Source organism: Vibrio antiquarius (genome assembly GCF_000024825.1).
Lineage (GTDB): Bacteria > Pseudomonadota > Gammaproteobacteria > Enterobacterales > Vibrionaceae > Vibrio > Vibrio diabolicus.
In genome coordinates this window covers 211,939-224,424 of sequence record NC_013457.1, presented here as the reverse complement: position 1 = coordinate 224,424, position 12,486 = coordinate 211,939, and the positions used below count along the sequence as shown (strand labels likewise).

Genomic DNA, 12,486 nt, shown 5'->3' with positions numbered 1-12,486 from the left:
AGTACAAGATTCGAGCCATAGAATATCTCTTTAAAAATCAAAGGGGTTAAAAGTTCATCGCAAGGTAATTGCACCACATTAGTGAAGTGCTAAGTAGGCCGTGCATCAAATTGGCGCAAGATTATAGGGAAGGGGAGAAAATAAGTATGGATTTACAATGTAAAGTGAGGATAAAACAGTAAGATAAAGATAATCAAGCACGCTTCTTCATCTGTTCAAAGTGAGTGGATATAGAAGTAAACCACTCACTCTTTAAACGTGCTTCCTTTATAGTCAACTATACGTTGACGTTACACTAAGAGAGACCGACGATATTTCCTTCATCATCAAGGTCTAAATTCATAAATGCAGGTTTATCAGGCAAACCTGGCATCGTCATCACCGTGCCTGATAACGCATACACAAACCCAGCGCCAGCACACAGACGTAACTCGCGGATAGGGACTGTAAAACCTGTCGGCGCGCCTTTGACAGCTGAATCTGTTGTTATCGATAGTGGGGTTTTTGCTATGCAAACCGCTAAGTTGTTAAAACCTAGATTTTCAAAATGGTTGAGCTGTTCAGTAGCAAGGGAACTCATTTCTATATTGGCGGCACCATAGCCAGCTTCACACACAGCCATAAGTTTTTCGCGTAACGATTGTTCTTTATTGTATAAAGGACGAAACTCTGTAGGCTGGGTACAAGCGTCAATAACATGTTGAGCTAACTGAGTTGTGCCTTGCCCGCCTTGCGCAAAAGCGGTGCTGATAGCGACTTTAACTTCCGGATTAAATTGCTGAACCAGCTCTTTAAGTATTTTAAGCTCTTTCTCACAATCTTGCGGGAACTGGTTAATAGCGACAACAGCTGGAATGCCATATTTATGAACGTTATTAATGTGCCATTTTAAGTTTTCAAATCCCGCTTCCAACGCTGCTTGGTCTGGATTAAAAATGGAATCTGGAATGGCCATACCTGGTCGTAAATCGTAGTGTCCAGAATTTGCTTTGAGGCCGCGTAATGTAGCTACTATCACTACACAATCTGGCGCCTTGCTAGCGGCGGCAGCTTTAATGTTACACGCTTTCTCAAATCCCATATCTGAGCCAAATCCCGCCTCTGTTACAGTGTAATCTGATAGTTTTAGCGCGATATCGTCGGCAATAATAGATGAATTTCCATGGGCGATGTTTGCAAACGGGCCTGCGTGAATCAACGTAGGAACACCTTCCAGAGTTTGCATCAGTGTCGGTGCAATGGCCTCTTTTAATGTCACAGCCATTGCTCCTGCAACTTGCAGATCCTCAGTGGTTACCGGGTTTCCGTTCAAATCGTACGCTACGACAATTTTCCCAATACGCTGACGTAAATCTTTCAAATCTTTAGCCAGTGCAATGATAGCCATTAACTCAGACGCGGCAGAAATATCGAACCCTTCGTCGCGTTCGTATCCATTGATGACTTTTCCTGGCTCATTTAGCCCAATTTTGACTTTACGTAGTGCACGATCATTATGGTCCATTACTCGTTTCCAAGTAATGCTTGCCGTATCGATTTTAAGTGCCTTTAATCCAGTACGTGCTTCAAAGGCATCATAGCCTTCGCGTTGTTCATGATACAAGCGAGCATCAAGCGCGGCTGAAGCTAGATTATGCGCCGCCGTCACCGCATGGATGTCACCAGTAAGGTGTAAGTTCAGTTCTTCCATTGGAGCAACTTGGGAATAACCACCGCCAGCAGCACCGCCTTTAATACCGAATACAGGCCCCATAGAAGGTTGTCTAATACATGCGATAACGGATTGTCTAAGCTTAGCTAAACCTTGCGCCAGTCCAACAGTTGTAACGGTTTTTCCTTCGCCAAGTGGGGTAGGAGTGATCGCAGTAACAAGCACAAGCTTACCGTTATCATTCTCTTTTAGCCGCTCCAAACATTTTGGATGGACTTTGGCTTTGTGCCTCCCGTGAGTGTCATATTCTTCGGGTAGTAACCCTACTTTTTCCGCAATAACATCAATAGAAGAAAGTGGTGTGTTTCGGCAAATTTCAATATCTGACTGCATGGATAATCCCTAAAGTGACTCGCAGGTAGTGTTGAAAAACAATCTGAGTTGGAGCAAGTATTATTGTTGGGCAAACGTTTGCTCGGTGATGGTACGGTTTCGATTCGGTATGTAAAGAGTTTACTGCTCTATACTGTGCTACATACTAACAAAATCTACTAATTACTGCGCCAGATCAAAACAAAAAGGCCACCAAATGGTGACCTTGATGTATTTTTAGCTTTAAAGCTGTGATCTTAACGATCCCAGTAAGTTTCTTCTAAGCTGTCTTCTCGTTCAGGAAGTGCTCGCGATAGGCGAGGAGAGTGTTGCGTCAACACTTCATAGCTTACTCGGTTTGCATATTTACAGATCTGAGAAAGTGATGAGTAAGTCAAACAGCGTACTTCGTGCTTTTCTGAGTTAGGCACTTCTTTTTGATGGAAAGAGTTTGCAGCCATATCGTGCAGTAAAGCAGAAAGCGCCGCATCACCTGCGCCGTTGGTGTTCTTAATCTCTAGTGGACCACCTAAGTAAGGACCAATGTAAGAGTATACCTTCATTGGCTTCTCACAATCTCCTTTACGCATCGCACGACTAAATTCGTATTGGTTAAAGGCTTCAATTGAGCCTTCAAGAATGTCGTGTGTGGTTTCTCGTTTTACTTTTTCGTCAGTGTAACCTGCCATGTATAGGCCATTTGGCCCAGCAGTACATAGAACAAGATCGACCCACTCAAGTGCTTTATCAGCAGCCGCTAGCGGTTCTGTCTCGCCTGTTAATGCGGCGCCTTCTTCTTCATTCATTGCAACAACAGATATGTTCTCGCGAATGTACTCTTGCCACCACTGCGCGTTACCTTCGATAACGTACTTTGTGCCTAAAGTCAGTACAACAGGGACATCGTGCTTCTTGGCAAAGTCGATCGCTTTTTGTACTGCTCTCGGCATTGGATCCTCTTCTTTACCGCGCATTAGGTAAGAAGAAACAACCAGAGCTGATGCTTTCTCAAAGATCTCTTCAGGAATGCTTTCCGGAAGTAGTTGGTTCATGTGACCTTCATTGATAGCAAATGTGCGTTCGCCATCTTGAGAAATCAGGGTATAACAACGACCAATAGGACCATCTACCGTTTGTAGGTGGTTGAGGTTCATGCGTGAAGACGTGCGGCAAAGGTAACGGTAAGCAAAAGAACCAACTTGAATGTTCTTGGACATCACACCGAGCAAAACGGATTTGCTATCCGCCAATACTGAGTAATTGTGGAGCGTGTTGCCAATCGTGTCACCTGGGTATTGGTGTGTGATCAGGCCTTGCTCAACCAGTTCTTCGTAAAGTGCATCTGCTTTGCTTTCTTCAAGAACGAGTGAATGTCCTTTACTTAGGTTGTATTTTTCTAAAAACGCATCATCTACACGCGCTTCGATATCTACGATGGTTTGACCGACACCAACAATAGTTGGGCGATATAGCTTAGGCGCTTGTCGGATTTGGTTTACTAATGGATCTCGAGCGTGAGTTGGGAAGTAGTGTTTAGATTTACGCTGACCAGGAAACTTCATGCTTGTTCTTGAGTGAGAAAAAAAAGAGGCGGGATTGTATCACAAAAAAATGAAAATCGTGGCGTTTTATTACAAAGAAGTTTGCCCGCTGAAAAAATCAGCGAGCTGGAGAAATTGCGACCAAGATAGCCTAAATTACTGATGCTTATAGTACTGCAATTGGTCGTTGATCGGTTATTCTCTTTAACAACGAGCTTGGAGCTACCCAAAATTAGCTGCGTTACTTTTTCACTTCTGTTGGCTCAACGTAAGCCTTGGTGCCCCAAAGTGGAACCGTCGATAGGCTGTGCTTAAAGCTACCGTCTGTCTCTTTTGTTGTGTAAGACAGGTAGAGTAAGGTTTGGTTGTCTGCATCATAAATTCGGCGAACCTTCATTGTTTTGAAGAAAATACTTTTTGACTTCTTAAATACAATTTCGCCAGACTTACTTTTATCTATTTTTGCAATCATTTCCGGCGTGATTTCGCCAGTCTGACGACATGATATTGAGCTGTCACTTGGATCCGCTAAGCTAAAATCGGCTTCGATAGAAGCTATATGACACGTTACCCCCGTGACTACCTCGTCTTTTAATTCACCTACTTTGATGTCTTTCAAAGTAAACCAACCGAGTCCTACATCAGCAACATCGTTATCTGAACAACCAACCAGCGTAGTAGCAAGCAATGCACTTAACAGCATCTTTTTCATTATTTTTGTCCTTAACTAGGAAAGATATTGATGAAATCTATCAGAGGTTTGCAACTAAAACAAAATTTAGCCAAGGAAAGGTCTACGTACGCTAGGTTTGTTGTAGGCTTCATGCTAATGTACTGCTCTAAACGAAATGATGAGTTAGAGTGACCATACTTTCTCCCAATATGACTTTATATCGCTTGTCGCTCTGTCTAAGCTTCACTCTATGTGAGAATGAAACACTTTGCACATTTCGTTTTGCAACTAAGGTATCAAAATGAATGAACAACAGTTAGCCAGTATCGAGCGTAAAAATACATGGCTGTATGATCTGGTTGAAGTTGAATTTCCAACACCAGAGAGTCTGAAAGGGCGTGATGTCTATTTCAAAGCACTAGAACAAGCAACCTATCAAGTGGTCGACAAAGACACGCTACTTGAGAGTAATTCTGAATTTAGCTCTGACGATATTTTTCTGGTCGATTTTCACCGACTTACTATCATGTTTTCTGTCCTGCAGTCTCAGCGTTGGGATCAACAGTACGATAAAGATATGATTGTGGAATATCTCACTCAGATAATTCTAACGCCAGATTTTGAATTATATGTTGGTTTTAAATCTGGAGCTCCAATTGGTGCCGCTATTATTAGCCACCTTGAAGGAAACACGCTTATCTCTGATGTCGCGGTTTCTGAATCAAAATACAAGAGTTCGTTTGTGGCGGATCTTGCTAAAAGACTAAGTACCGAACACAAGCTTTTAGATTCGGTGATTATTGAAAGCTAATTTGCGCACTCAAATGCATAAAAAGCAAAGCAAGATGACGATAGGTGATCTTGCTTAGAAAAACTGTAATTGCTCCCCTCTATTTCTATGAAATGCCAAGCTCGTCGTTTCAACAATCCCAAACTTAAATAAGATTAAGCCAACATTTTTAAAATCAGCTAGGGCATTAGCCTTTAAGATGTCTGGAGATGGCTATGGCAATTACCAATATTAAGTGCGTGATATTTGATTGTGATGGTACGTTGGTCGATAGTGAACGATTGTGTTGCCAAGCTCTCGTCAATGTATTTAACCTGCATGGCGCAGAATTAACGATGGAAGAGTGCGTTTCTCATTTTAAAGGAGGAAAGCTCGCTGACATCCTTTTAGATACTAAAGAGCTGAAAGATATCAAAGTCCCTATTGATGTCTTAGAGCCGCAATACCGTGAAGAAGTCCAGTCTCTTTTTGTTCGCCACTTACAACCGATGGATGGCGCAAAGCGATTAATTCAGTTTTTAGATTCGCATAATATCGAATATTGTGTCGCGTCCAATGGGCCGAAAGATAAAATAGAATACGCATTGGAGTTAACAGGATTGCTCGATGCTTTCCAAGGGAAAGTGTTCTCTGCATTCGATGCGAATAGTTGGAAGCCTGAACCTGACTTAATTATGTACAGTGCAATGAGCATGGGCTTTTTACCAAGCGACTGTCTTTATATTGATGACACACCTAAAGGCGTAGAAGCGGGACTAAACGCTGGCATTAAAACCGTACAGCTATTTAATGGTGAGGCAATCAATCGTGTTGATGATGAACGCGTAATTCGCATTCAACATTTAGATGAATTAAAAGAGCAGCTATTTAGCTGCTCTGTTTAATCTCTTAATGGCACACCGTACTTAAGCTATGGATATGTTTAAGTTTGGACTGTAGGTAAGGGGTTTGATGTAGGCATTGGATGGATGAGAAGCTTTTTGTATGAAATCCGCAAGCAGCGCATGTGAATTTCTCTCCATCCGATGAAATGAGATATTCATCCCCCTGGCAGAGAGGGCAACTTAGGTTTGCGATGTCTTTTGTATCTTTGTAATTATTCATATTGTTTTCCAGCAGCAAATTGGAATTGGCAGGATTAAGCATAGCGGAACGCTTTGTTTATGAACATTATTTCATCAGGTACAGCGAGAACTTGAGATTCACTTCAAATATCCACTTGTGTGTAGTAGAAAATATCGACGATAACGGCTGAAAACGGTTTAAAGAAAAGGGCTCCTGAGGAGCCCTTGTTGATCATAAATGCTGCAAAGTTATGCTGTGCGGTAGCGATGTAATACCTCACCAAGAGACACTGACGCCTGAGTGAGATTAGCTACCCCTACGGTAGATTGCTCTGCAACTTCTCTGATTGTGCTCGACTGGCTGCGAATTTCTGAAAGCTCAGATGCAATATCATTGGCGACTGCGCTTTGTTCTTCTGCTGAGGTGGAAATTTGGATACTCATGTCCATCAATGAGCGTGCGGATTCAGCAATAGACGTCACATCATGACCAATTTCATCAATAAGCTGGCTACTGGTTTGCGCTTGTTGAACGGTTCGATCAGTGATTGAAGCAATGTTCTGGCTCTCGGTTTGTAGTTTCTCAATCATGGCTTGAATTTCTACTGTTGCCTGTTGAGTTCGGCTTGCCAATGTACGCACTTCATCAGCAACCACAGCAAATCCACGACCTTGTTCACCAGCGCGTGCTGCTTCAATTGCCGCATTCAGAGCCAATAGGTTGGTTTGTTCTGAAATGGCATTGATCGTTGTGATAACGTCATTAATCTGCGTCGTGTTTTCATTTAAATTGGTTACTGATGTGGAAGCCTGTTCAATATAGCTGGATAACGTCTCAATTTCTCCAATCACATTTTGCACGCGATTTCTGCTTAGCTCGATCTTTTGAGCATCCTGATCGGATTGCATCGTCGCTTGTTGGGAAATGTTGGATACTTCTTTTGCAGAGGCTGTCATTTCTTCCATTGCTGTCGCGACGGAATCGAGTGTTTGATATTGATGAGATATCTGCGTTTCGCTCAACTGCATATCTTTTTCGAATGCAGAAGATGTCTCACTCAATGTAGCCGCATTATTTTTCACACTGTTAACCAGTTCACTTAAGGTGTCCATCGATTTATCTAACGCGCAACCAATGGTGCCAAACTCGTCTCGACCAGGATGGAAGCCAAGGCGAGAGGTTAAATCACCTTCACCAATTTTTTCGGTTGTCGTATATAAAACCCACAGGGCGCCTCCTATAAAGGTCGCAACCCAGTAAGAGAAAAGGGCAAAAGGAACAACCCATAAAAAGCTGAGTAACAGAGAGGTTAAGGCTGACGACTTTGCAGATTCGTATTGCGCGGATACGTTTTGAGTCAACTTAATCACTTCGCCAGAATGCAAATTTGCATAAGCGGTGACAGAGCCATCAACAAAAGAGCCCTCGCTTACGCGACTTGATTTCGATACGCCGTCAATTTGTGGAACATGACCAGGTTGAGCGTCAACAATACCAGAAAGTTTCGCTTCGCTAGCAGAAATCGCTTGTTGTTTAAATTGTTGTATTTCATTGAAGTAGCGGCTTCCAGCCACAGAAGTGAGGGCTACTAAAAACAGCAGGAATATAACCCACATTTTGTCGTTGATAGACATCTTGATAAACAGCCTGTCTATCGTTCTAAACTCAACTTCTCTCATTTAAAGCTCCATTAGAGATAAAAGATATTGACCAAATCTATTGCTATATCGAAACAAAATATGCGAAGTTAATCAGCAAAATATGTAACGAAAACTAAATTTAGTTTAAGAAATGAGATCTAAGGACGCCTATAACGGTATGTTATATCTTTAAATTGACATAAATATTGATAAAAGAGCTATTTCTCTGAAGTGCTAAGTAGATATGAAATCTGGTTGCAAACGTTTACTTTTGATTCTGCTCATAGGTTTTTAAATCTTTACTTCTCGCTGTCATGAATGTGTCATATAAAGACTATAAAAAGGAGCTGTTGAGGTGGATATGGCAAGGCCAAGCCGTCAGCAAGTACAAGCAAGAGAGCTTAAAATAAAGGAGGTCACAATGAGCGACCAATACCAAAACGATGAGAGCCTAGAGCTGCTAGATGCGCTTGAAATTGGCATTATCTTGTCGGAATACGTTGGCTCAGACAACGAAGCCGAATAGCGGAACACTCTCATCTCGTCGTAATTGACGTTATACTAAGTTCATGTCACACCAAGCCTTAAAGGCCAAAACTGGCGTCGGATGAACTTTCTAGCCCACCTGCATATCGCAGACCACTGTAACAGCCATTTATTGGGAAACTTGCTTGGAGACTTCGTAAAAGGAGATCCAAGCAAGCTGTATGAACGTGATATCTCGAACGGCATCAAATTGCATAGATTTGTTGACCGCATTACCGATCACCATCCTATTGTTAACGAATGCAAACCTCACTTCAAAGGTACTGCGCGGCGCTTTGCCCCTATCGCTCTCGATATGTTCTGGGACCATTGTCTTGCAAAACACTGGGACGACTTTTATGCCGTATCTCTCGAACACTTTGTCGACTCGGCATACGAGCGAGTAAACCGTGACGTTAATGAACATTTGCCGCCGCGTTTTTTGGTGCTCCACAGCCGGATGTGGCAAGGTCGATGGCTTCAGTCATACCAAGACCTGGATAGTATCGAATTTGCATTACATCGAATGTCGCAAAGAAGTCCGAGAATGGCTGACCTTACTACAACATTTAAAGTGATTGAGAGTGATTACACAGTATTGGAAGAGAAGTTCTCGACACTCTATCGAGACGTTTTACGCCAGTCGTATGATTTTCAGCAACAGCTTATTGATTCAGTCCAATGAGATAGAAAAGTAGTATGGCTATTGGGGCTCTGGTAAACTCTGCGCTCCAAAAATAATGAGGTTACACATGTCTGTTAATTTTGCTGACTTAGGCATTGAACAAAAGCTAATCGAGACGCTAAGCAATCTAAATATCGTGACGCCAACACCAGTGCAAGAAAAGTCTATTCCACATGTCCTTGAAGGAAAGAACTTACTTGCTGCTGCACAAACTGGTACGGGGAAAACAGCTGCGTTTGGTTTACCTATTATACAAACCGTTCAGCAAAAGAAACTCAACGGTACGCCTCAAGCATTGGTTTTGGTTCCAACACGCGAGCTTGCGCAGCAGGTATTTGATAATTTGAATCAGTACTCTGCACAAACCGAACTTCGCATTGTGTGTGTTTATGGTGGTACAAGCATTGGCGTACAAAAGAGGAAGTTAGAAGAGGGCGCTGATATTTTGATTGCAACACCAGGTCGCCTTTTGGATCATCTGTTTAATGGCAACGTAAACATCTCCAAAACCAGTATGCTCGTTCTAGACGAAGCCGACCGTATGTTAGATATGGGATTCTGGCCTGACTTGCAACGCATCTTCCGACGTTTACCCGCCGAAAAACAGATCCTGTTGTTCTCTGCGACATTTGAAAAGCGAATCAAGACTATTGCGTACAAACTCATGGAATCGCCGGTTGAAGTTGAAGTGTCACCAGCAAACACGACGGCTGAAACAGTAAAACAGATGGTTTATCCGGTAGACAAAAAGCGTAAACGTGAATTATTGGCGTACTTGATTGGCTCGCGCAATTGGCAGCAAGTGCTTGTATTTACAAAAACTAAGCAAGGTAGCGATGAGCTAGCAAAAGAGCTTAAGTTAGATGGCATAAAAGCGGTTTCAATTAACGGGGATAAGTCACAGGGTGCGCGTCAAAGAGCGTTGGATGAGTTCAAGCAAGGTAAGGTGCGTGCGTTGATTGCGACAGATGTAGCAGCACGAGGACTGGATATTCAAGAGTTAGAGCAAGTGGTGAACTTTGATATGCCATTTAAAGCCGAAGATTATGTCCACCGTATAGGCCGTACTGGCCGTGCAGGAAAGTCGGGGTTAGCTGTGTCTCTAATGAGTCGAGATGAAGAATATTTATTGCATGCTATCGAGAATTTGCTTGATCAACGCCTACCGCAAGAATGGTTGGCAGGCTTCGAGCCAACTCTTATAGAAGAAGTCGAGCCTGAGAAAAATGGTAGTGGGCGCCGTCGAAGCCGTTCATCAGAGAAGCGTAAGCTAAAAGCAAAATTAGCGATTCATAAGAACCGTGGTAAATCACGTAACTCTCGCTAAACCGCACAAACTTTTGTTCTTACATAGTCAGGCTGTTTTTGCCTCTTCATAAACGTCTAACGTTTGCGGGATAGCGAGTAGGTATCCTTGATACATATCGAAACCGAGTTTTTTCATTAAGTTAAGTTGATGCTCGGTTTCAATTCCTTCGATAACGGTTTTAGAGCGCAACGTTCTTGCTAGTGATAATGCATCGACTAGAGCTTTCCAGTCACCATTTTCGTATCTCAGCATTAACGAGCGATCCATCTTTATTATGTCTGGACGAACGCCTTTCACTCGTTCAATTGTTGAGGCATTGACGCCATAATCGTCGATCGCCAATTTAAACCCGCCTTGGCTTAATTCACGAGCTGCTTGCGACAACGAGGACTCGTCTTCTACGTTCAACTCAAGCAACTCCATGACGATTTGTTCATTTACTAAATGAGATTGATAAATGGTTTGTTTTAGCAGCCTATTGTACGTGATGTCTCTGGCTAGTATTTTTGCTGCTTCTGGTAATACATTAAGAAACAGTTGTTTATTGTGAAAGTGAGATTGGGCAAAGTTTTTGATATGAATTAGGCGACTTAAGCGTTCGACATTGAGTAGGTCTTGAGCGGCAATGGTTTTTGATTGGAAAAACTGATCTGGCCTGATCATGGTGCCATTAGCATTGGTAATTCTTACTAGTGCCTCAAGGCCAACGATAGAAATATCTTTTTTATATATAGGTTGAAAGACACTTCGAAGAGTGAGCTTTGCGTATTTCGCAATATATTGCCCGTCGGCTTGTTTGCGGATGCAACTAAGGAGTTGCGAGGTGCTCATCATTGTTACAACAACCTAAATCAATGCTTCTACATCAGCGCTATCGTGCTAATTTTTTATTTCATTGGCAGTGAATCTAAGTGGGCTCATGAACTCAAGCAAGAACGATGGTAAGAGATGATTAGATTTGTCGAGTGATATCAAACAAATTGATGAAATGACTGACAATCTTCCTATTGCAATTTGATGTTACCATTGTAGTACTGCATACAGTTGTAAGTATTTTCTGACCAACTGTTGTTTGTTCGAGCGACGCAAAGGATGACCAAACTTAATGTAACAAGGGCTAATGCCAAATCGAGTGTCTAACGATTGCGTGAGCTGCGATTCGCTGGTGTACAGCGTGATGCCTTGCTCCGTGTATTCGTTGATCTGATCGGGCAGTTCTCCCATCCACCAATGAAGCAACTCTCGGCTCGTTTTGCTGCGACTGATCCAATGATCACAAACTAAAAAGAGTAGATCATTCGGTTGCAGCGCATAACCATATTCGCTTTGCCATTCCGTAATTGATGAGAGTAAGTTTTCTCGACAAGATTTTCCCGCACTGACCATATGGTGACTCAGGACCCAAACCGTACCTATTTCAGATGAAATACGGTAGTGATGAGGCAGGTCCGGCGTATTTAAAACTTCAATTGGTTTTACCACGCTGTTGTATCCGAAGTGACGGAAAGTGTGTTCCATTCTTCTTGAAAACGCGAGACCAAGATGATGCTCACTCATGCCTTGGTTATGTACCGCAGGGTAATGCTTTTCACACAGCTTAAGACAGTCGTCTTGAAAATCATTAACACTTTGAATCACTAGGTCGAGTAGCAAAGAATATCCCTTAATAATTAACAAAACGAACTGCAAAAGGTTAGCATAGTCTTTTGAGAATAGACTAATTTACTTCGGCAACTTCTTGATCTAAACACCAAATTTCTCACAAATGATCGCGCCTACTCTTTAAGAGAGCAAGACGATAGAAGCACACATAGAACAAAATTCTGAAAAAGGGCAAAGATGATAAAGTTAGAACGTGCACAAAAAGAAACGCTGGCAACCGCCATTCAAGATTATATGCAGGACGAACTCGATGTTGAGATTGGCCAGTTCGATAGTGCATTTCTTATTGATTTCATTACAGAAAAACTAGGGCCAATTTATTACAACAAGGGGGTGGAAGATGCAAAATCACTGGTTGAACGTAGAATGTTAGAAGTGTCCGAAGAGCTGTATGAGATAGAACAAGAAGTTAAGCTGTAAGTTTCAGTTTTATAAACGATTTAAAGTTCCTTCAAAAAATTCGAACAACTTGATAGATACGGTGCCATTGGCTGGATGTAAATGATGGTAAATAATCTGTTTCATATGACGTAAATAGGTTAATGTAGTGTTTCTTGCTCAACATTAACTTAG

The 12,486-nt window shown here is 42.2% G+C and carries 11 protein-coding genes; 5 read left to right on the top strand and 6 right to left on the bottom strand.

Going from position 1 to position 12,486, the window contains the following annotated elements; all coding sequences use genetic code 11:
• Positions 1-295: 295 nt before the first annotated feature.
• From VEA_RS16075 to VEA_RS16065, 3 genes are all read right to left on the bottom strand, one after another.
• Positions 296-2,044, bottom strand: coding sequence for a formate--tetrahydrofolate ligase (locus tag VEA_RS16075; RefSeq protein ID WP_006742252.1), 1,749 nt, complete (start codon positions 2,042-2,044; stop codon positions 296-298).
• A gap of 236 nt (positions 2,045-2,280) precedes the next feature.
• Positions 2,281-3,585: an inosine/guanosine kinase gene (locus VEA_RS16070; protein ID WP_006742251.1), complete on the bottom strand. Its 1,305-nt coding sequence runs from the start codon at positions 3,583-3,585 to the stop codon at positions 2,281-2,283.
• 220 nt (positions 3,586-3,805) lie between these two features.
• Entirely contained in the window at positions 3,806-4,276 is a 471-nt protein-coding gene (locus VEA_RS16065) for a CreA family protein (protein ID WP_005397614.1), read from the bottom strand.
• 262 nt (positions 4,277-4,538) lie between these two features.
• Between VEA_RS16065 and VEA_RS16060 the strand changes: the two genes are divergently transcribed.
• Both VEA_RS16060 and VEA_RS16055 read left to right on the top strand, forming a co-directional pair.
• Entirely contained in the window at positions 4,539-5,048 is a 510-nt protein-coding gene (locus tag VEA_RS16060; protein ID WP_006742250.1) for a hypothetical protein, read from the top strand.
• A gap of 194 nt (positions 5,049-5,242) precedes the next feature.
• The gene (locus VEA_RS16055) at positions 5,243-5,911 is read left to right on the top strand and encodes an HAD-IA family hydrolase (RefSeq protein WP_005397612.1); all 669 of its coding nucleotides are present in this window, start codon (positions 5,243-5,245) and stop codon (positions 5,909-5,911) included.
• A gap of 429 nt (positions 5,912-6,340) precedes the next feature.
• Here VEA_RS16055 and VEA_RS16050 read toward each other — a convergent pair whose 3' ends face one another.
• On the bottom strand, positions 6,341-7,771 hold the full coding sequence (locus tag VEA_RS16050) for a methyl-accepting chemotaxis protein (protein WP_006742248.1): 1,431 nt from the start codon (positions 7,769-7,771) through the stop codon (positions 6,341-6,343).
• Positions 7,772-8,339: 568 nt separating this feature from the next.
• Between VEA_RS16050 and VEA_RS16045 the strand changes: the two genes are divergently transcribed.
• Complete coding sequence (locus VEA_RS16045; protein WP_006742247.1) at positions 8,340-8,942, top strand: acyl carrier protein phosphodiesterase; 603 nt, start codon at positions 8,340-8,342, stop codon at positions 8,940-8,942.
• Positions 8,943-9,009: 67 nt separating this feature from the next.
• Positions 9,010-10,269 (top strand): DEAD/DEAH box helicase, encoded by a 1,260-nt coding sequence (locus tag VEA_RS16040; protein ID WP_006742246.1) that lies wholly within the window; start codon positions 9,010-9,012, stop codon positions 10,267-10,269.
• Positions 10,270-10,296: 27 nt separating this feature from the next.
• Here the strand turns inward: VEA_RS16040 and VEA_RS16035 are convergent, their stop codons facing one another.
• Entirely contained in the window at positions 10,297-11,085 is a 789-nt protein-coding gene (locus tag VEA_RS16035) for an EAL domain-containing protein (protein ID WP_005395532.1), read from the bottom strand.
• A gap of 186 nt (positions 11,086-11,271) precedes the next feature.
• The gene (locus VEA_RS16030) at positions 11,272-11,904 is read right to left on the bottom strand and encodes a hypothetical protein (protein WP_005395531.1); all 633 of its coding nucleotides are present in this window, start codon (positions 11,902-11,904) and stop codon (positions 11,272-11,274) included.
• Between the two features lie 186 nt (positions 11,905-12,090).
• Between VEA_RS16030 and VEA_RS16025 the strand changes: the two genes are divergently transcribed.
• The gene (locus tag VEA_RS16025; RefSeq protein ID WP_012842320.1) at positions 12,091-12,333 is read left to right on the top strand and encodes a DUF2164 domain-containing protein; all 243 of its coding nucleotides are present in this window, start codon (positions 12,091-12,093) and stop codon (positions 12,331-12,333) included.
• Positions 12,334-12,486: the final 153 nt, after the last annotated feature.